Here is a 16,091-nt window from a genome sequence, read left to right on the forward strand (position 1 = left end):
GGGTGGGATGGCTAGCCGAGACCGCCGAGCATCGTGCCGAGTGAACCGACGAGGCTGTTGGTGAGCTGGGAGCCCATGGCGCCGATGACCGTGCCGGACAGGGCGATCCCGAAGAGGCCCCCGAGGACCGCGTCGGCAACCTTCAACCCGCCGTGCTTGACCTTGTAGAACACGACGATCGCCAGAACGAGGATGGTGACGATGCCGACGCCGATCGCACCGCCCCCCGCGGCCTGCGTGGTGATCTGCTGGTTCACCCCGGCCGGCTGCTGCGGGGTGTTCATCGGGTTCTCCAACCGCGTCACTCCGTTGTCCGGGGTCACGCCGGTGGTGTAGTTCGGGCTGCCGTCCTCCCGGTAGGCGACCGCGGACACCGTGGTGATGTGGCCGGGCGTGGCGTCGTGGCCGTAGCCGCCCATACCGGTGACCCGCAGGGTGCGGCCGTCGGGCAGCCGCACGGGGGCGGTGACGGTGCGCTCGGCGATGTGCTGGGTGACGGCGGACGCGGGCTCCCCGGCGGCCACGGTGATCGCGGCGACGCCTCCGAGGAGGGCCACGGCCGCGCCGCCCGAGACGGCGATCTGACGGAAGCTGATGCTCATGTTCGGACTCCTCTTAGGCGTTGACTTCGGGGGTGTTCTTCACGTGGTTGCGGAGCCGGACGGCGTACTCGTTGGAACCGCCGCCGATCACCTCGCGGACCTTGCGGGCGGAGAGCCGGTCGACGTCTCCGAGGGCTTCGGCGAGCTTCCGGACCTTCTCGATGTGGGCCGGGTCGAGGGGCCGCTCGGGCGTCTTGGCCGAGGTGCGGCCAGAGGGCTGCTTCCCTTTACGCCCAAGGGGTTCCGGCCCCTCCGGAGCCTTCCGGGAGCGGGCCCGTGACCCTCCCCCTGTAGGCCCGTTGGAGCGGCCCTCAGCGGGCGCTCCGGACGATCCGTCGTCGCCTCGGTTCGGGTTGAACGTGTGCGCGAGGAACAGGTCCACGGCGACGCTCTCGGGGCTGCGGCCGGCGTCCGCGAGGAGGGTCTCGACCGCGGTCCGCGCAACCTCCCGGGCGGCCATACTTCCGGCCGTCACCGCGAGGGGAAGGGCATGCATCGTGTCCCACGCCCGCTCCCACGCGGCCTCCCGGCTGATGCCTCCCGTCGGGTACGCGGCCGTGACCCGCTCGAACTCTGCGAACACGTCGGGGAACAGCTTCCGCCGCCGCTCGTCCTCGCTCTTCTCGACCGCCTTGCGCTTCTCCTCGGCCCTCGCCTGCTCGCGGGCGGCACGCCTGTCACGCGCCCGCTGCTTCAGATCCCGGCCGTCCTCCGCGGCCTTCGACTCCAGGTACTGGCGGACCTCCGCCAGTAGCGGGCCGATCACCGAAGTAGCGGCGAGCGCCCACCCGGCGACTGGGCCGTACTCGGTGCGGCCGTGGGCCAGGTTGATGTAGCCGGCGATCGACCCCAGCGCCGCGGTGAGGATCCAGAACGGCCACCGGGGCAGGCCCTTACGGTGCGCCCACCGGGTGCCCATGACGCCGACCCAGGCCAGCAGTTCGAGGAAGAACGGGATCGGGGCGAGTGTCCAGGCCGGACCAGAGGTCGTGTCGCCGTTGCGGTGCAGGCTCAGGAAGTAGCTGATCTGCGCGGGAAGGGCGGCGAGCAGGCCGAGGGCCATCACGGCGTTGACGAGGATCTTGAAGGTGGTGCCGTTCTCGTCGCGCTGCTCGCGCCGACGGTCCCTACGCTCGGCCTGGTCGTCCTTGGCGGACTCGGTCACGGCCTTCAACTGGTTCGCCAGCTTGGCCTGCTTCACCTGCTCCGCGAGCAGTGTGGTCTGCGTCTGCGCGGCCCCGGCGACGGCGGCCTGCTTCACCTGCTCGGCCTCGGCCTTGGTCTTGTCGGCCTTGGCGCTGGTCAGTGCGGCGTCGGCGTCACGCTCCTTCCAGGAACGGTATTCGCTGCTCATAGCTGTCCTTCCAGGACTCGTGGGGGTGGTCACTGCGTGCTGCTGGTCGGATCTCCAGGGCCCGCGCCCAGTGGCGTGGGCCGAGGGCTACCGGCCGGCAGCTATTCGATGGGCGCGCAGTTCGGGCAGCTGGGGTCGTCGCAGAGTTCGATACGGCCGCAGCCGATCGCCTCCGACACCCGGTTCGCGACCCGGCCTCCGCGCTCACCGGCCACGGTGCGGCCGATCTGCTGGAGACGCCGGGCGGTCAGCTCTCGGGTGCTCATGACCTCGGCGGTTCGGTTACGTCGGGACATGACGGTCCTCTCAGGGTTGGCTGTGCAGTCGGTCAGCGTCGGGGGGCGGTTTGCCGGAGGATGGCCTCGGCCTCTCGCCTGTCGGCCGGGCTCAGCCGGGCGAGGTTGTCCTCCGCGGCTTTACGGGCCGCGGCCGAGTCGAGGACACCGGCTGACACCTGGCCGGCGAGCTGCTGGATCTGGTGCGCGACGATCTGTCCGAAGCCCATCAGCTCTCCTGGCCGTAGGTCTCGGACAAGGCGGCCGGCCCGTGGGCGCGGGCGAAGTCGGCGCCGGCCGCCAGCAGGTCCCGGACCTCGCCCCAGGTGCGGCCCCGGCGAACAACCCAGGCAGTGGCGATGGCGGAACTCGTGCCGGTGAGGCCCGCGACGAGCGCGTTCAACACCCGGTCGCCGACAGCGGCGGCACCCCCGGAATCCACCCTGAGCTGGGCGGTGATGAGGGTGAGCGGCCCGCGGTCCGGCCCCAGGGCCTCCCGGACGTACCGCCACGCGCTCACGATCATGGCCTTCAGCGACATGGACTCGTCGATCTCGGGGATCTCCGGGTCGTCCTGCTGGTAGGTGCGGGTCCACCCGTGCTGCTCCAGCAGCCCACGGAGGGCGTCCAGGTAGTCGGCGACCTCGGCGCCGGGGATGGTCTCCCCGGAGTAGCCGACCCAGAAGCGGTCGCGCCTCCGGGCCTCGGCCAGGGCCGCCTCGGTCACGGCGTCGGCGGCGAACGGGCTGGCGAGGGTGGGGGTGTCGATCATGACTGTCCTCTCGGAGTGGGGGGTCAGGCGGCGGCCGGCAGGTGCAGGCCGCGGATCTCGTCCATCAGCGGCGGCTCCCCGGGATTCGCCGCGTCGTACAAGGCGACCTCGTAGGCGATGTGCGCCCGGTCGATCAGGTTGGTGGCGGCCAGGTAGTCGGCGATGAACCCGGCCCGGACATCGGCGTGCGCGGCCTCGGTGAGCTGCTCGAACGGGTCGCCGGCGGAGATCAGGGTGAAGGTGGGCATGACAGTGCTCCTCAGGAAGTGTGGGATGGGACGGGTCAGGCGGTGGGGCGGGGCAGGGCACGGCACTTCTCGGCGTGGGCCTGGGCCCACCTGCGAGCGACGTCGATGTGGCTGGAGCCGTAGCCGTCGGTGTAGGGCGTGCCAGCGCATCCGCCACAGACACCCTTGGTGTCGTAGCCCTCCCCAGTGAGGTCGACGGTGGCGCCGACGACGGTGAGGTAGCGGGCGATGACGCCCTCCGGCCAGACGGTCGCGTGGTCGGTCTGGATGGAAGCGGGCATGACGAATCTCCTCAGCTGGTCAGGCAGGGAATGGGGCGGGGTGGGGGGCCGCGGCCGGCAAGGCGAGGGGATGGGTGCCGGCCGCGGCCGATCAGAGGCCCCTACTGGGGGCGGTTGTTGCTCCACCAGTTCCGGGCGTGGAGCTTCTTCAGCAAGGCGTCGCGCTCGGCGGCGCTCATCACACGGCCTGCGGGTGACCGCCGCGGGGGCGGGTCGGCAAGGCGTCCTTCGTGCGCTCGTGGCCGGCCATCACGCGTCGCCGTCCAGCGGCGGGTAGAGCGTCGCCCGGATCGCACCGAGCACACCGCCCTTCCCCGAGAACTGCGCGTACAGGTGAGTGACGCCGCTCGAGTCGACCCGCTCCGGGCTCACCCGGGCGCCCAGGTGCCGGGCCCACGCCTCGAACACCGCCCGCTGCTCCGACACGGGCGCCGTCATCAGCGAATCCACGGTCCCGACCAGCGCACCCGACACCGACAGCGTCCACGACACCGCCGGCAGATCCGCCGCCAGGAACTCACCCAGCGCCTCGAACGCGGCCCGCTGCCAACGACGCCTGTACTTCTGCGAGTCCACGGTCACCACCCCCGCAGCTGCATCACGCGGCGACGCTCGGCCGGCTCCGTGGGCAGCGGCGGCAGATCCGGTGTCGGCTCCACGGCGCGGACGAAGCTCGCCAGCTCGTGCGCGAGACGGTCGGCCTCGCTGAGGCCCGGCTGCGTCGGCGCCGGACGAGACTCGACGGGGGCAGTCACGCCGCACCCCCACGGGCCCGACGCAGCGCCTCGTCCATGTCCGGGTCGCTGTCGCCGACCGCCCCGTTGTGCGCCCGGGCGGTGGCCGCCAGGTCGCGCAACTGGAGGGCGAAGCGGATGAGGTCGTCGGCGAACCGGTCGGCCATCTCCGGCGTGTGATAATCCGGCAGGCCGTCCGTCTCGATCCCGATGTGCGCCCGGCGCAGCCGCGGGTCCGACGACGTCGGGTCCACCTGCAGCATCGCGTACATCAACAGCGAGCCGTCCTGCTTCAGGAAGGACGAGATGCCGACATTCTCGGACTTCGAGGTGTGGACGATGTCCTCGAACGGCATCGGCTCCTGGTCGTGCCGCTCGACACACCACGACGGGCACTCGATCGCGGTGACGTGCGCGGACTTCCGGGTGCCGATCAGCGCCGGGACCAGGCGGTGACCCGGCGCCGGGGCCGGGAGGGTGGTGGTGCTCTCGTGAGGTACGGTAAGGCTCACGGTTCGGTCTCCTTGCTAGGGAAGGGCGGACCCAGGCCCCGTTTTGGTGTTGGCGCACCTGACGGGGCTGCTTCGTTTTCCGAAGCGGCCTTGTGGCTACAAACATAGCGCCTCGTAGCCACAAAGCAAGCGGTCCGCCGAGATTTTTGTAGCCACGAACGTCTGTCTGGTTCCTTGCTGTTCGTAGCCACGAGCGTCTAACCTCGTGCTATGAGCCCCGATGCCGAGTACGACACCCCCAGACGCTTCCGGGCCTCGGATGACGAATGGAAGTCCTTCGAGGCGGCAGCACGGGCGGTGCACCCCGACGGACGGAGTCCTCGGGGGCAGGTGCTGCGCGAATTCATGCGCTGGTACATGCGACGGCCGGGGTCGAGACTGCCCGAGCGCCCTCCCGCCGGGCCGTGGTCAAGTCCGGCACCGGCGGCTGCGCAACCGCCGGACAAGTGACGGCTCCTAGGAGCCTCCTGTCGCTCTGAGCAGGTCGTCTTCATGTGCTCAAGTCAACGCAGGTTGAGGGCAACTAGCGACGATCCAGCAATGCAGGTGACAGGACAGCCGCAGTGCAAGTGCGCGCGAGAGGCCGGGGGCCGGTATGGACGTGATCGAGACATGGAAAGGCCAGCACGCGGTGGCGCTACAAGCCGCCATGCGGGCCACCAACGAGGAGTTCGCGCGCCAACTCGGTGTGGCTGTCCGAACCGTCGCGGCGTGGCACGCGACGCCAGCCACTGTGCCGCGCCGGGAGATGCAGCGTGCGCTCGACACCCTGCTTGACCGGGCAACTCCCGCTGAGCGCCGCCGGTTCGCCACCCTGCTTCACCCCGACGGCGCGGCTCAGGCGCAGGCTCTGCGCGTGGCCATCGCGGTGGTCGTCCGGGATCGTGAGGTGCTGCTGGTCTGTCGCCGCGGCGAGGACGCCCTGGCGTGGCAGTTTCCGGCTGGCGTGGTGAAGCCGGGCGGCAGCGCCAGTGCAGTTGCAGTGCAGGAGACCCTCGCCGAGACGGCAGTTCACTGCACCGTGCGGGAGCATCTTGGCACCCGGGTCCACCCCGTGACTGGGGTGCTGGCCAGCTACGAATTCTGTGAGTACTTGGCTGGCGAGGCACGGAACGTCGACACCGTCGAGAACCTCGACACAGCGTGGGTGCCGATCACCAGCTTGACCAAGTTCATTCCGACCGAGCGGATCTATCCGCCCGTCCTGAAAGCTCTGGAGGCTCTGGCATGACCGAGACGACGACGAAGCCGGGGATCTCCGCGGCGATCATCACGAGCGGGGACCGCGTGCTCATGGTCCGGCGCCGCGTGAAGGAAGGCGAGCTCAGCTGGCAGTTCCCGGCCGGCGGCATCGAGGAAGGCGAGACGCCCGAGGAGGCCGCAGTCCGCGAGACGCTGGAGGAGACCGGGCTCAAGGTCGAAGCCGTGTCGCTGATCGGCCAGCGCGTGCACCCGAAGACCGGCCGCGAGATGTCGTACACCGCGTGTCGGGTCATCGACGGTGAGGCCCACGTCGCGGACGAGGACGAGCTGGATTCCGTCGCCTGGGTGACGCTCGCCGAGATCCCGGGTCTGGTCCCCTACGGGCTGTACGAGCCCGTCCAGAAGTACCTCGACAGTGAACTCACCCACGCCAAGGAGGCGCATTGACCAAGCATTTGGAAGTCGTGCCCGATTTCCAGGACACCTTTGAGCGTCCAGCCTGGTGGCACAGGCAGCAGTGGCTCTCGTCGCGTCCCGCCGCTTCAGCACCCCGGCTGCCCATGAGCGAGAAGATGCGGCGGCGAGCATACGAGCGAGAAGGCATTCCGTACCCCGGGCCGGAGCGGTCCGGCACCGTGCAGTCGGATCCTCAGCCTGTCCGGTCCGCCACCCCTCCTCATCGATCACCAAAGTGGAAAGCCGCCAACGGCAAACCGCACACGTACTTGGTCACGGCCGAGGGCACGCATCTGGTGAAGATCGGCATCGCGAAGGATCCGAGGCGCAGGCTGAAGGAACTTCAGACGGGCCAGCCCATGGATCTCTTCCTGATGTGGGCCGTCGAGGGCGACTACGAGCAGGCCCTGCACGACCTGTTCGCCGCGTACCGCCACCGCGGCGAGTGGTTCGACCTGCGCGAGCTGGGCGACCCGGTGGCCGTCGTGACCGACGCCATGAACGAGATCAAGGGAAACGAGTAAACCGCCCGCCTCCGCCCCCGGCTTGCCGGGGGCTTTCCCGTGCGCCGCCTGGTGCCACTGTTACTGCCGATTTGTGGCGCGCGCCACAACCGGCGAGTACCGGTTGCTGGCCGACTCCCCGGGGCGCCACGCTGCCGTCAACTGGGCCTAGTACTGCGGAGGTTGCGTTGCTCGTCTGCCCGTCACCGAAGTGTGGTAGCCCGAACGTCGCGGATCTCCCGCACTACTGGGCGTCCTTGCCGGCGGAGTCGCCGTTGAAGGGCCGGTACGCCCCGCCGGCGAAGTTCGAGGCGACGTACTGGGCGGCGCTGGCGGCGGTGGTGTTGGGGATCGCGGTGACGGTGTCGGGCTCGTTGTTCGGGCTGCTCATCGCGGCGGGTGGGCTGGGCTGGGGTGCGGTGGTGCGCTCCCGGCTGGCGGAGGCGGAGGCTCGGTTGGCGGACTGGAATAGCTCGCGGGTGTGTCTGGCCTGCACTGGCACGTTCTGACAGGGCACGCGAGGAGGCCCCGCCCGGGTGCACTGGGCGGGGCCTTTGTCGTCATCGTCGGCCGGCGATGCGGTTGAGGTCGGCGTCGAGGACGGCGAGGTCGGGGTGGTTGCGGAGTTCCTGCTCTTGGGCCCAGGCGGCGAGGTCTTCCCGGTGGGCGGCGAGGACTTCGTCGATGGTGGTGTTGGTGAGGTCGGCGATTTCGGCTGCTTGTAGGTCGTCGAGGCCGTTGTACCGGTTGTCGGGGGCGCAGCTGATGGCGATGTCGTCGGCGTACTTGGCGCCGGCCTCTTTCAGTTTGCGGTAGATCCATAGCCGGAATGGGGTGTCGTTGTGTTTCCAGGCTGGGTCCCAGTTGTCGTATTCGCGGTCGTCGGGGCCTGGTCCGATGATGGGCATGGCGGTCTCGTTTCTGGTGCGGGTGGCATGCGAAAGGCCCCGCCCATCCGGGCGGGGCCTGCTGGTGTTCAGCGTCTGTACTCGATGTCGTAGATGCGTACCGTCTTCGCTTCTCGGTTGACGGTGAGGAGCACGGTGACGAGGGGTTTGACGATCTGCCGGTGGATGCCGTCGTCGATGCCCCAGGGCTCGGCGGCGTCGGGGTCATCGCAGACCTCGGCGAGGGCGAGGGTTAGCTGCTCGCTGGCGTCGTTGGGGAGAGAGTCCCAGACGACCATGAGGGTCGCGTCACAGAGGAGCCGGTACACGGCTCCACTTTGTCAGGTCAGGCGGCGCCTCGTGACCGGATTCGCTCAGCATCTCGGAGAACACGGTCGGTGACGTCGATCCACTGGCCGGGCGGTTCTTCGCCGCGGGCTTCGGCGGCTGCGGCCTCGCGGCCTCGCTGGACGGCGTCGAGGGTGCGTTGTGCGATGCCCTGCCACTTGGCGAAGATGGCGAGCAGTTCGTGTGCCGGCGCGCGGTTGATCTCGCCGAGGAAGCGTTGGGCGAGGGTGGGGTTGCCGAGGGCGTCACGGATGGACTCGATGGTCCATGTCTGTTCGCTCATCGCCGCCTCCGAGGGAGAAAATGTCACCACCGATTGCAGCGTATCGGCTCGGCGGTATCAGGCTGATACCGCCAGCCGAAATTCACCATCTGTGATTGCTCACGCACTCATTGGCATATGCCAGAGGCGACCTTACCGGCGACGGGGCGGCCCGTAGGGGGACTGCCATGCGGGCCTGTCGGTGCGGCGGCCGGGCGGGGTGGACGGACGTTGGACGGCCTGGGTGAGCGTCTCCATCGCGCGGCCCGCTTCTTGGGCGGCGGGGCGCATCGCCTCCATGGCTCGCCCGATCGCTGCCAGCGCCTCCCGGGCACGCCGAACCCGCTCAGCTTCCATGTGGGCGTACCACTGCCGCAGGTTGTCCCAGGTCACTGCGGGTTGGTGCACGATCCCGGCCGGGTCGATAGTGGCCGGGTCGATGGTCACGTCGAGGGCGTCGTTGAGCGCTACCCAGCCGCCAGAGTCGGGATCGTCAACGGTGGACATGATCCAAATCTTGGGTCCGACGTGCTGCTCGCCTTCGGCCGCGGGCCGGCTGCGCATGGCGTCGTCGCTGACGGTGTAGTCGTGGAGGGCGGTGTCGATCTGGTCGAGGATGTCGTCGCTGCGCACGGGCGGGGCTCCTTGGTTGGATCGGCCAACCTCATGGTGGCCCTGGCGGGGGGGTGTGGGTCGTTCAGTGAGTGAGCCACCACAGGAGGTCGGCGAGGAGGACGCCGGCCGCGTAACCGATGGGTGCGGCGACGAGGCAGAGGAAGAGAGTCATGGCGCTCACAGCCACCTCCACTGCTCCGGCTCCAGGCTGTCGTCGTCGTCAGCGTTGTCGAGCCAGGCGTCGAGGCAGTCTTGGCAGAGGAGGGTGGTGTAGCCGTGCCAGTGGGTCCAGCGGGCAACTGCGGGGCGTGTGCGCCGCCTCCCTTTCACGACGATCATCGTGCAGCACTGGCAGGTCATGCGGCGACCCTCCTTGCGGGTGTGAGCTTGAGCATTTCGGCGTGCCCGTATTCGGCTCGGCAGTGGCGGCATTCGATGCCGTCCATGTCGAGGGAGATGCGGAGTATCTGGCCGCAGCGGCAGGCGACGGGGACCTTCACCGGGGGCTTCTCTTCGCCGGCCGCGGTGCGGCAGCGGCGGGTGATGGTCCACAGTTCGTCGGCGAAGTCGGCGAAGGCGGGGTGCTGGCCGGCGGCCCAGGCGAGGTTGAACCGGAGGGTGCCGACGGCGTGGTCGAGGCGCTGTTGGAGGGTGCCGGCTTCGTCGACGGTGGCCCGCCCGTACTGCTCCCAGTCGCGGACCCAGCCTTCGAGGGGGCCGAGGACGGGGCCGCGCTCGGTCATGGCGTTGAGTACCTCCAGGCGGACCGGGAGGGGGGCTGTGCGGCTTCCGGAGACCGCGGGCCCGCCGGTGCGGCTGCCGGGGTGCAGTGAGGCGCTGAGGCGGGCGTACAGCCCTTCGGGTCCGGCGAGCGCGGTGAGGTTGGCGGCGACCCTCTCGGTGCAGGGCCGGCAGGTCTGCTGTTCGGTGTCGTACAGGCCGGTTGAGCAGACGGCGCAGACGGCGGAGTCCATGGCGTGCTCCTTGGTGCGGGCGTGCGGTGGGTCAGGCGGGGAGGTGCTGGCCGAGGTGGTCGAGGTAGGCGGCGAGTGCGCGGCCGATGAGGGTGCCCCAGCCGTCGGGGTCGGCGGGCCGGCCGGCGGTGTCCCATTCCTCGCCGAGGTCTTGGAGGACGTTCCAGTAGGCGCGGCAGGAGTCGCACCTGCTGGTGGACTCCTGCCGCTGCCAGGTCACTTGCCCTCCTTCTCCAGCGGCCAGCGCCGGTCGTTGGCTGCGCATTCGGGGACGGTCGGCCCGGCTGCGGGGTCGTCGGCGAGGGGGCAGTCCGGGTGGTGGCCGCGCTGCCGCATGAAGGAGCGCGGGCAGGTGCAGCTCGTTGCGGCGGGCTGCTCGTTCATGCGGTCCGTCCTTTCGGGAAGTGGTCGTCGAGGGCGTCGAGGGTGGGGCAGGGCCAGGGGGTGACGAGGCCGGTGCAGTGGCGGCCGTTCCAGCCGGAGCATTCGGCGCAGGCGGCGATGGAGCCGCGCTGGACGGGGTAGTGCAGGTCGGCGAGTTTCCGGCGGAGGGCGGCGGCCCGGGCACCCCAGGCGGCTGCGTGGTTGGTGCGACGCTGACTGAGGCGGGTGATGCCTTCGCGGAGGCGGGCGACTTCGACGGGGCGGAGGGGGCCGCGGTCTGCGCGGTCGGCGATGTTGAGGAGTTGGGCGACGGTCGGGCGGGTCACAGGTACCTCCGATCGGGGGTGATGGTCCGGATGCGCTGGAGCTGCACCGCGGTGAGTCCTTGTCCGCGGAGGTCGCGGGGCTGACGTTCGGCCGGCTCATACAACGCGTCGGCGCCGAGGTCGCAGAGTTGGTCGAGGGCGTCGGGGTCGTCGCGCCATGTCGGGCCGGTGGGCTGGTCACGCATCGGGCTGCTCCTGCGGGCCGGCCGGGGTCGCTGTCGCCGGCGCGGGCTGGTTGAGGGCGGCGTGGACCGCGTTGAGTGCGGCGTTCCATCCGGCCTGCATGCCCCGGCTGCGGTCACCGTGGACGGGCTTCTGGTAGGGCGGGACGGCGCGGACGCGTGCGATGGCGGCCTCGTAGTCGGCAAGCCGGTCCAGCTCGGGCTTGAGTGCGGCTAGGACGGCTTGGGCGATGGTTGCGGCTTCCTCGGTGGAGACGGGTTCGATGTAGGCGATGTCGTACTTGATCGGCACGAGGCGGACTGTGTCGGCGATGCGCTGCTGGAGCGGGTGGGTGTCGGTCACTGCTGCTCACCGCCGTGCTCTTCGGCAACGTGCCGGTCGCGGGCGCGCTCCGCGGACTGCTGGCTGCTGTGGTCGAGGGAGAGCCAGCCGTCGCAGGTGTCGGTGCCCCAGCAGCGGAACACCCAGGCGTGGTCGCCTCGGTCGGTGCGGTAGGGCTGGACGACGAGGTCGGTGGTGATGGCAGGGGTCGGGCTGTCGGTCACTGTCACTCCTGATGGAGGCCCGCCCGGGTGTGCCGGGCGGACGGCGGGCGGCGGGCTACGGCTGGGAGTTGAGGGCGCGGGCTACGGCGAGGGCCCACGGGTTGACCACGCCCTCGTCGTCGCCGTCGGCGAGGTCGTCAAGGAGATCGGCGAGGGCGAGACCGACGGTGGGGTCCATGGCGGCGGCGTAGTCGGCGTGCTGGCCGTGCATGTACGACGGCCGCTGGGGTGAGCCTCCACGGTTCAGGAGGGGCCAGGAGATGGTGCGGCCGTCGTCGCGGGTGAGGTGGTCGCCGTAGAGGTACCGGGGGCCGTTGCCGTCGTTGGGCCAGCAGGGCTTGGTGTGCCAGTGCGCGGTGGGGGTTCTGTCGGTGTCGGTGCTGGCGGCTGTGGCGAGGGTGCGGAGCCGCTGGGCGGCGGTGCGGATCTCTTCGGCGGGGGTCACGGGGTCTCCAGGGCGTATCCGGTGCGGCGGGGTTGGCCGTCGCGGGTGAGTGGGCTGGCGTGGAGTTGGGTGGTCTCGATGGCGCGCTGCCGGATGCCGCGTCCGTCGGAGAGGACGGTCTCGACCGTGGTCTTGGACCAGCCCCAAGCGGGGAAGCTGGGGCCGTCTCCGACGACGCGGATGCGGAGGCCGCTGCCGTCGCAGGTGCGGTAGGTCTGGCCGGGCTGGATGCGGTGGGTCATCGGGTCTCACCTCCGCTGATGTACCGGTAGCCGGTGCTGGTGGGGCGGAAGCGGTCGAGGCGGATGCGGGTGCGGCGGCCGGGACTGGCTGATGCGTGGTCGCGGCCGATCACCTGCTCGACGTGAGCGTGCGTCGCGTCGGTGGCGATGATGCGGATCCTGCGGCCGTAGCCGCGGGGGTCGTTGTCCTGCCAGATCTGGCCGGGGGCGGGAGTCGGAGTGTCGGTCACGGGTGTCTCCTCGGGGTGTGAGGCTCTGTGCGCCTGTCTGCGGCGCGTTGACGGTGTCGAGCGAAGCGAGGGGCAGGGCTGGCCTGTTAGTGGCTCACAGGCCCGTCCAGCCCCTCTGTGGGGGCCGCGTAGTCTCACGCGGCCCCAGCAGGCTCAGTCCGTCTCGGGCTGCCCGAACCTCGCCACGGCGGCGGGCTGCTCCAGCACGGTGGTCGCGGCGTCGGGCTCGGGGCACTCGTGATTGCTGCACGTGGGGTAGCCGCCGGTACCGAGGAACAGGCTGGCCCGGCGGCATGCGGGGCAGTTGCCCTTGACGAGTGGCAGCCCGGAGGCGAGCGGCGCGGTCGACGGCGGTACCGCCTCGTCGTCCTGTGTCGGGTCCTGCTGCGCCTCGCGGGCGAGTTCGGCGAGCCGGTCCCGGATGTAGACGGCGGCCTCGGCTGAGGGTGGCGTGGCGAGGACCCGCGCGTACTCGGCGGCCTCCCGCGCCTCGTCGCCCTGCGCCGGGTCGTGCGACGTCCGGTAGTCGTGGTGGGCTTCGTCCTCCGGGCAGAGCGTGCAGGTGCCGGGGGTGACCGGGTCGTCGCCCTCCTCGTGGCCGGCGGCAGGGTGGCCGCACTCCCCACACGGGGGCTGCTGCGCCTCGCGGGCGGGCTGGCCGTCGTCGAAGCATCGGCAGTCGGGTCCGCCCCAGCGGCCGGGGCAGGCGTGGAGGGTGTCGTCGGGCGCCTCGTCCTGCTGCGCCTCGCCAGCCAGACGACGCAGCCCGGTCGCCCGCTCGCCGTCCAACGCCTGAACCGTCGGGCACGGCCACGGGATCCAGCCGCCGCTGATCTGGTTGCAGTGCGCGCAGTAGTCGGTGGTGTCGTCACCGGCGAACCGGTACTGCTGGTGCAGGGCGCGCACCCGCGCGGCGGCGGTCTGCTGGTCGGGCGCGGGCAGCACGGCGGCCAGATGCTCGGCGATGGCCTGCCGGGTACCGGCCGGCAGGTGGTGCGGTCCGCCCTGGAGTCCGGCGAGAGCGTCGTAGATGACGGCCACGCGGGCGGCCCGGTCGGTGGCGGGCGTCGGGCCGGCAGGAGTGGCGGCGAGGACCTCGGCCCGGTCCGGACGGTTGGCCTGCTGCAACTCGGCATCGGCCAGCGCCACGGCGGCCTCCGCAGCTCGTGCGATCAGAGCCTGGAACGCAGGCTCCTGGTCCACGAGGGAGAGGTCGGTCTCCATCGCGTCGTGGATGGCGGTGGCGTACCGGTCGGCCCGGTCTGCGGGCGGTGACACGACGACGGCTTCGGCGGGCTGCTGCCCGGCTGCGCGCACAATCCCGGCCGCCAGCGTAGGCGCGTCACTGGCCCGGACGTGGACCGACTGCGGTTCGTCGCTGCCCTCGATGGTGATGGACAGCGTCTCGGTGACGCCACCGGTGTTGAGGTCGATCAGAAGCCGAGCGGACAGGCAAAAGCCGTCGCCGTCGACGTAGCGGTACAACTCGGGGTCGGGCTGGGTCACGGTCACTCCTGATGGCTGATACGGGCAGTCGGGGTGTGGGAGGCTGGAGCCGGCCCCGCGGTGGTACCGACACCGCGGGGCCGCCTTGCGTGCGGGATGGTCATGCGGCGCCGTCGAAGTCGAGGACACCTTGGGCGAACCGGTCCTTGGCGAGGTCGTGGTAGGCCGGGTTGAGGTCGATGCCGACGTACTTCCGGCCTAGCTGGCGTGCTGCGGCGCCCGTGGTACCCGAGCCGCTGAACGGGTCGAGGACGGTCCCGCCCGGGCGGCATCCGGCGTTGATGCAGCGCAGCGGCAGGTCGATCGGGAACACCGCGAAGTGCGCGGCCGGGTAGGGCCTCGTCGGTATGGCCCAGACGTCGCCGGGATTCCTCCCGAGCGGGTGACCGTCCACTCCGACCTCATTGCGCGTAGCCGTCGACCAGGTCTGCTTGGGCTGCCCCGGCCGGGGGATCTTGTCGACGGGACGCCCGGAGGGCCTGCGCTGGGGTCGCATCGCGTGCGGCTCGCGGATCGGGTCAAGGTCGAACCAGTACCGCTCCGCCTTGGAGAACAGGAACAGGTGCTCGTACCGGTTCGACAGCCGGTCGTTCACGGAGGACGGCATGGCGTTCGTCTTGTGCCACACGATCTTGTTGCGGAGGATCCAGCCGTCGTCCTGGAGCGCCATCGCTACCCGCTCGGGGATCATCAGCAGGTTCTTCGGCGGCAGGCCCGTCACGGCGCGGCGCGCGGCCGCCACCTCGGCGCCGTCACGACGACGGGACGGCCGACCCTTCTCCTGCTTTCGCTGGCCGCTGCTGCCCTCGCCGTGCCACCGCTCATTGAAGTCGGTGTTCAGCGCACCTTGGCCGCTGCTGTAGCTGTCACCGAGGTTCAGCCACAGCGTCCCGTCGTCGGCGAGCACACGCCGCGCCTCGGCGAACAGGGCGCGCATCGTCTCCACGTACTCGGCCGGCGTTGCCTCCAACCCGTACTGACCCTCGGCGCCGTAGTCGCGGAGCCCGTAGTAGGGCGGGCTGGTGACGATGCAGTCCACGGAGCTGTCAGGCAGGGTGCGCAGTTGGTCGAGCGCGTCACCGAGGAGCAGGGTGATCTGCTCGTCGCGGTAATAGGGCTGCCAGTCGTTCACGTGCTGCTCCTGGTGGTTGGTGTGGGTGTGGTCACGGCCGGGCGGCGCGCTGGTGCCCGATCTGGCCGGACGGTTCGAGGTAGGCGAGACCGTCGGTGGCGGTGAAGATCTCGCCGACGGCGCCGCAGTCGTTGCACTGGACGCGGCGGGCGAGTTCGGCACGGAGGCGGCGGATCTCGGCGGCCATGGCGTCGATGTCCTCACGGGCGTGCTTCACGAACTCCCGGTCGGCTTCGGCGTCCTCGCCGTCACCGAAGTTGAGGGTGCCGACACCGCGGAGGTACGGGCCGCCGAGGTAGGCGTAGAAGTGCGGGCCGTACTGCGGGTGCTCCTCCCACGGTCCGGGGGTGGCGGCGTTGGCGCGGGTTTCGATGGCGTCGAGGTCGAGGGGCTGCGGGTCGTGTGGCATCAGGTCTCCAGGGGTGATCGGTGGGCGGTCAGGCATCGTCGCGGGCCGGCTTGGGCCAGCGCTTCCGGCAGGCGGCCTTGTTCGCGCAAACGGTGATGCTGATGCGGTGCTCGGCGTTGGTGAAGGTGGTGAAGCCGCGGACTCCGAGGCGACCGCATTGGGCGCATCGCTGGAGTTCGGGTCCGTTGCCGGTGAAGGTGAGCGGGGGGCCTTCGAGGGCGTTCATATGACCGTTAGTAGTCATGTGGGTCTCCAAGGGTGTGAGGTGGGTGGTCAGGCGGTGGACTACTCGCTCCAGCCGATGAGGCGGAACTGGGTGCCCTCGGCCTCCATCTCCGCCTTCGAGCTGCACTGCTCCGAGGCCCAGACGAGGCGGAGGATGGCGTCGCCGTGGGAGGGCGGGCTGGTCTGGTACTCGCCCCAGAGCTGGCCATAGTTGTCGAGGAGGACGGCGTCGTGGTCGTCGGTGGGGCGTTCGGCGGACGGCGCGATGCCGGCGGCGATGGCGGCACGGAGCCAGGCGGCGGCCTCGCCGAGCATGATGCGCTGCGCTCCCTTGGACAGGCCCGCCCATTGCGGAACGGCACCGTTTGTGTTGCCGTGCGTCACCTGCTGGCGGGCTTCGGCGAGCTGCTGGATGCGCGGGTCGGGCGTGTGGTTCAC

Annotated in this window: 34 protein-coding genes; 3 read left to right on the top strand and 31 right to left on the bottom strand. The window is 70.5% G+C overall.

Features of this window, described 5'->3' with window-relative positions; translation table 11 throughout:
• Positions 1-11: 11 nt before the first annotated feature.
• The 10 genes from SCK26_RS10725 to SCK26_RS10770 all read right to left on the bottom strand — a co-directional run bounded on the left by SCK26_RS10725 (position 12) and on the right by SCK26_RS10770 (position 4,778).
• Positions 12-602: a hypothetical protein gene (locus tag SCK26_RS10725; protein WP_318201062.1), complete on the bottom strand. Its 591-nt coding sequence runs from the start codon at positions 600-602 to the stop codon at positions 12-14.
• Between the two features lie 13 nt (positions 603-615).
• Positions 616-1,956 (bottom strand): hypothetical protein, encoded by a 1,341-nt coding sequence (locus tag SCK26_RS10730; RefSeq protein WP_318201063.1) that lies wholly within the window; start codon positions 1,954-1,956, stop codon positions 616-618.
• Positions 1,957-2,057: 101 nt separating this feature from the next.
• A complete protein-coding gene (locus tag SCK26_RS10735) occupies positions 2,058-2,222 on the bottom strand; it encodes a hypothetical protein (RefSeq protein ID WP_318201064.1) in 165 nt (54 codons plus the stop codon).
• Between the two features lie 62 nt (positions 2,223-2,284).
• Positions 2,285-2,461: a hypothetical protein gene (locus SCK26_RS10740; protein WP_318201065.1), complete on the bottom strand. Its 177-nt coding sequence runs from the start codon at positions 2,459-2,461 to the stop codon at positions 2,285-2,287.
• Positions 2,461-3,003, bottom strand: a complete 543-nt coding sequence (locus SCK26_RS10745) for a hypothetical protein (protein ID WP_318201066.1) — start codon at positions 3,001-3,003, stop codon at positions 2,461-2,463. The genes SCK26_RS10740 and SCK26_RS10745 overlap by 1 nt, the downstream gene beginning before the upstream one ends.
• Before the next feature lie 23 nt (positions 3,004-3,026).
• Positions 3,027-3,251 carry a hypothetical protein gene (locus SCK26_RS10750; protein ID WP_318201067.1) on the bottom strand — a complete coding sequence of 75 codons (225 nt, stop codon included), beginning with the start codon at positions 3,249-3,251 and terminating at the stop codon, positions 3,027-3,029.
• A 35-nt stretch (positions 3,252-3,286) separates the two neighbouring features.
• Positions 3,287-3,532 carry a hypothetical protein gene (locus tag SCK26_RS10755; protein WP_318201068.1) on the bottom strand — a complete coding sequence of 82 codons (246 nt, stop codon included), beginning with the start codon at positions 3,530-3,532 and terminating at the stop codon, positions 3,287-3,289.
• A gap of 249 nt (positions 3,533-3,781) precedes the next feature.
• A complete protein-coding gene (locus SCK26_RS10760) occupies positions 3,782-4,108 on the bottom strand; it encodes a hypothetical protein (protein ID WP_318201069.1) in 327 nt (108 codons plus the stop codon).
• 2 nt (positions 4,109-4,110) lie between these two features.
• Positions 4,111-4,287: a hypothetical protein gene (locus SCK26_RS10765; protein ID WP_318201070.1), complete on the bottom strand. Its 177-nt coding sequence runs from the start codon at positions 4,285-4,287 to the stop codon at positions 4,111-4,113.
• Complete coding sequence (locus SCK26_RS10770; protein ID WP_318201071.1) at positions 4,284-4,778, bottom strand: DUF6907 domain-containing protein; 495 nt, start codon at positions 4,776-4,778, stop codon at positions 4,284-4,286. The genes SCK26_RS10765 and SCK26_RS10770 overlap by 4 nt, the downstream gene beginning before the upstream one ends.
• 595 nt (positions 4,779-5,373) lie before the next feature.
• On the opposite strand from SCK26_RS10770, the gene SCK26_RS10775 reads away from it, so the two are divergent.
• From SCK26_RS10775 to SCK26_RS10785, 3 genes are read left to right on the top strand one after another with little or no spacing between them, the layout of a single operon-like run.
• Complete coding sequence (locus SCK26_RS10775; protein WP_318201072.1) at positions 5,374-6,009, top strand: NUDIX domain-containing protein; 636 nt, start codon at positions 5,374-5,376, stop codon at positions 6,007-6,009.
• Complete coding sequence (locus tag SCK26_RS10780) at positions 6,006-6,428, top strand: NUDIX hydrolase (RefSeq protein WP_318201073.1); 423 nt, start codon at positions 6,006-6,008, stop codon at positions 6,426-6,428. Before SCK26_RS10775 ends, SCK26_RS10780 begins: the two co-directional genes overlap by 4 nt.
• Complete coding sequence (locus SCK26_RS10785; RefSeq protein WP_318201074.1) at positions 6,425-6,961, top strand: GIY-YIG nuclease family protein; 537 nt, start codon at positions 6,425-6,427, stop codon at positions 6,959-6,961. The genes SCK26_RS10780 and SCK26_RS10785 overlap by 4 nt, the downstream gene beginning before the upstream one ends.
• Positions 6,962-7,184: 223 nt before the next feature.
• On the opposite strand, the gene SCK26_RS10790 is transcribed toward SCK26_RS10785, so the two are convergent.
• From SCK26_RS10790 to SCK26_RS10890, 21 genes are all read right to left on the bottom strand, one after another.
• Positions 7,185-7,331, bottom strand: coding sequence for a hypothetical protein (locus SCK26_RS10790; RefSeq protein WP_318201075.1), 147 nt, complete (start codon positions 7,329-7,331; stop codon positions 7,185-7,187).
• A gap of 169 nt (positions 7,332-7,500) precedes the next feature.
• Entirely contained in the window at positions 7,501-7,848 is a 348-nt protein-coding gene (locus tag SCK26_RS10795; protein WP_318201076.1) for a hypothetical protein, read from the bottom strand.
• 68 nt (positions 7,849-7,916) lie between these two features.
• On the bottom strand, positions 7,917-8,156 hold the full coding sequence (locus tag SCK26_RS10800; protein WP_318201077.1) for a hypothetical protein: 240 nt from the start codon (positions 8,154-8,156) through the stop codon (positions 7,917-7,919).
• A gap of 17 nt (positions 8,157-8,173) precedes the next feature.
• Positions 8,174-8,458: a hypothetical protein gene (locus SCK26_RS10805; RefSeq protein WP_318201078.1), complete on the bottom strand. Its 285-nt coding sequence runs from the start codon at positions 8,456-8,458 to the stop codon at positions 8,174-8,176.
• Positions 8,459-8,590: 132 nt separating this feature from the next.
• Positions 8,591-9,070, bottom strand: coding sequence for a hypothetical protein (locus SCK26_RS10810; RefSeq protein ID WP_318201079.1), 480 nt, complete (start codon positions 9,068-9,070; stop codon positions 8,591-8,593).
• A 159-nt stretch (positions 9,071-9,229) separates the two neighbouring features.
• A complete protein-coding gene (locus SCK26_RS10815; protein WP_318201080.1) occupies positions 9,230-9,382 on the bottom strand; it encodes a hypothetical protein in 153 nt (50 codons plus the stop codon).
• 26 nt (positions 9,383-9,408) lie between these two features.
• Positions 9,409-10,026: a hypothetical protein gene (locus SCK26_RS10820; protein WP_318201081.1), complete on the bottom strand. Its 618-nt coding sequence runs from the start codon at positions 10,024-10,026 to the stop codon at positions 9,409-9,411.
• A gap of 31 nt (positions 10,027-10,057) precedes the next feature.
• Entirely contained in the window at positions 10,058-10,246 is a 189-nt protein-coding gene (locus SCK26_RS10825) for a hypothetical protein (protein WP_318201082.1), read from the bottom strand.
• Positions 10,243-10,410, bottom strand: coding sequence for a hypothetical protein (locus SCK26_RS10830; RefSeq protein WP_318201083.1), 168 nt, complete (start codon positions 10,408-10,410; stop codon positions 10,243-10,245). Before SCK26_RS10830 ends, SCK26_RS10825 begins: the two co-directional genes overlap by 4 nt.
• On the bottom strand, positions 10,407-10,736 hold the full coding sequence (locus SCK26_RS10835; protein ID WP_318201084.1) for a hypothetical protein: 330 nt from the start codon (positions 10,734-10,736) through the stop codon (positions 10,407-10,409). Before SCK26_RS10835 ends, SCK26_RS10830 begins: the two co-directional genes overlap by 4 nt.
• On the bottom strand, positions 10,733-10,921 hold the full coding sequence (locus SCK26_RS10840) for a hypothetical protein (protein WP_318201085.1): 189 nt from the start codon (positions 10,919-10,921) through the stop codon (positions 10,733-10,735). The genes SCK26_RS10835 and SCK26_RS10840 overlap by 4 nt, the downstream gene beginning before the upstream one ends.
• Positions 10,914-11,261 (bottom strand): hypothetical protein, encoded by a 348-nt coding sequence (locus tag SCK26_RS10845; protein WP_318201086.1) that lies wholly within the window; start codon positions 11,259-11,261, stop codon positions 10,914-10,916. Before SCK26_RS10845 ends, SCK26_RS10840 begins: the two co-directional genes overlap by 8 nt.
• Positions 11,258-11,464 (bottom strand): hypothetical protein, encoded by a 207-nt coding sequence (locus SCK26_RS10850; RefSeq protein ID WP_318201087.1) that lies wholly within the window; start codon positions 11,462-11,464, stop codon positions 11,258-11,260. Before SCK26_RS10850 ends, SCK26_RS10845 begins: the two co-directional genes overlap by 4 nt.
• A 55-nt stretch (positions 11,465-11,519) precedes the next feature.
• The gene (locus SCK26_RS10855; protein WP_318201088.1) at positions 11,520-11,909 is read right to left on the bottom strand and encodes a hypothetical protein; all 390 of its coding nucleotides are present in this window, start codon (positions 11,907-11,909) and stop codon (positions 11,520-11,522) included.
• The gene (locus SCK26_RS10860; protein WP_318201089.1) at positions 11,906-12,151 is read right to left on the bottom strand and encodes a hypothetical protein; all 246 of its coding nucleotides are present in this window, start codon (positions 12,149-12,151) and stop codon (positions 11,906-11,908) included. Before SCK26_RS10860 ends, SCK26_RS10855 begins: the two co-directional genes overlap by 4 nt.
• Positions 12,148-12,381 carry a DUF6354 family protein gene (locus SCK26_RS10865; protein WP_318201090.1) on the bottom strand — a complete coding sequence of 78 codons (234 nt, stop codon included), beginning with the start codon at positions 12,379-12,381 and terminating at the stop codon, positions 12,148-12,150. Before SCK26_RS10865 ends, SCK26_RS10860 begins: the two co-directional genes overlap by 4 nt.
• A gap of 153 nt (positions 12,382-12,534) precedes the next feature.
• Positions 12,535-13,887 carry a hypothetical protein gene (locus tag SCK26_RS10870; protein WP_318201091.1) on the bottom strand — a complete coding sequence of 451 codons (1,353 nt, stop codon included), beginning with the start codon at positions 13,885-13,887 and terminating at the stop codon, positions 12,535-12,537.
• A gap of 100 nt (positions 13,888-13,987) precedes the next feature.
• Positions 13,988-15,019 carry a DNA-methyltransferase gene (locus tag SCK26_RS10875; RefSeq protein ID WP_318201092.1) on the bottom strand — a complete coding sequence of 344 codons (1,032 nt, stop codon included), beginning with the start codon at positions 15,017-15,019 and terminating at the stop codon, positions 13,988-13,990.
• A 31-nt stretch (positions 15,020-15,050) separates the two neighbouring features.
• Positions 15,051-15,428: a hypothetical protein gene (locus tag SCK26_RS10880; RefSeq protein ID WP_318201093.1), complete on the bottom strand. Its 378-nt coding sequence runs from the start codon at positions 15,426-15,428 to the stop codon at positions 15,051-15,053.
• A gap of 28 nt (positions 15,429-15,456) precedes the next feature.
• Positions 15,457-15,654: a hypothetical protein gene (locus tag SCK26_RS10885; RefSeq protein WP_318201094.1), complete on the bottom strand. Its 198-nt coding sequence runs from the start codon at positions 15,652-15,654 to the stop codon at positions 15,457-15,459.
• Between the two features lie 59 nt (positions 15,655-15,713).
• On the bottom strand, positions 15,714-16,091 hold the full coding sequence (locus tag SCK26_RS10890) for a hypothetical protein (RefSeq protein WP_318201095.1): 378 nt from the start codon (positions 16,089-16,091) through the stop codon (positions 15,714-15,716).

The organism is Streptomyces sp. SCL15-4 (assembly GCF_033366695.1).
Classification (GTDB): Bacteria; Actinomycetota; Actinomycetes; order Streptomycetales; family Streptomycetaceae; genus Streptomyces.

Coding starts and splice junctions, on each gene's coding strand:
- SCK26_RS10725 (WP_318201062.1), bottom strand. CDS start 602: ATGAGCATCAGCTTCCGTCAGATCGCCGTCTCGGGCGGCGCGGCCGTG.
- SCK26_RS10730 (WP_318201063.1), bottom strand. CDS start 1,956: ATGAGCAGCGAATACCGTTCCTGGAAGGAGCGTGACGCCGACGCCGCA.
- SCK26_RS10735 (WP_318201064.1), bottom strand. CDS start 2,222: ATGAGCACCCGAGAGCTGACCGCCCGGCGTCTCCAGCAGATCGGCCGC.
- SCK26_RS10740 (WP_318201065.1), bottom strand. CDS start 2,461: ATGGGCTTCGGACAGATCGTCGCGCACCAGATCCAGCAGCTCGCCGGC.
- SCK26_RS10745 (WP_318201066.1), bottom strand. CDS start 3,003: ATGATCGACACCCCCACCCTCGCCAGCCCGTTCGCCGCCGACGCCGTG.
- SCK26_RS10750 (WP_318201067.1), bottom strand. CDS start 3,251: ATGCCCACCTTCACCCTGATCTCCGCCGGCGACCCGTTCGAGCAGCTC.
- SCK26_RS10755 (WP_318201068.1), bottom strand. CDS start 3,532: ATGCCCGCTTCCATCCAGACCGACCACGCGACCGTCTGGCCGGAGGGC.
- SCK26_RS10775 (WP_318201072.1), top strand. CDS start 5,374: ATGGACGTGATCGAGACATGGAAAGGCCAGCACGCGGTGGCGCTACAA.
- SCK26_RS10780 (WP_318201073.1), top strand. CDS start 6,006: ATGACCGAGACGACGACGAAGCCGGGGATCTCCGCGGCGATCATCACG.
- SCK26_RS10790 (WP_318201075.1), bottom strand. CDS start 7,331: ATGAGCAGCCCGAACAACGAGCCCGACACCGTCACCGCGATCCCCAAC.
- SCK26_RS10795 (WP_318201076.1), bottom strand. CDS start 7,848: ATGCCCATCATCGGACCAGGCCCCGACGACCGCGAATACGACAACTGG.
- SCK26_RS10805 (WP_318201078.1), bottom strand. CDS start 8,458: ATGAGCGAACAGACATGGACCATCGAGTCCATCCGTGACGCCCTCGGC.
- SCK26_RS10820 (WP_318201081.1), bottom strand. CDS start 10,026: ATGGACTCCGCCGTCTGCGCCGTCTGCTCAACCGGCCTGTACGACACC.
- SCK26_RS10830 (WP_318201083.1), bottom strand. CDS start 10,410: ATGAACGAGCAGCCCGCCGCAACGAGCTGCACCTGCCCGCGCTCCTTC.
- SCK26_RS10840 (WP_318201085.1), bottom strand. CDS start 10,921: ATGCGTGACCAGCCCACCGGCCCGACATGGCGCGACGACCCCGACGCC.
- SCK26_RS10860 (WP_318201089.1), bottom strand. CDS start 12,151: ATGACCCACCGCATCCAGCCCGGCCAGACCTACCGCACCTGCGACGGC.
- SCK26_RS10880 (WP_318201093.1), bottom strand. CDS start 15,428: ATGCCACACGACCCGCAGCCCCTCGACCTCGACGCCATCGAAACCCGC.
- SCK26_RS10885 (WP_318201094.1), bottom strand. CDS start 15,654: ATGAACGCCCTCGAAGGCCCCCCGCTCACCTTCACCGGCAACGGACCC.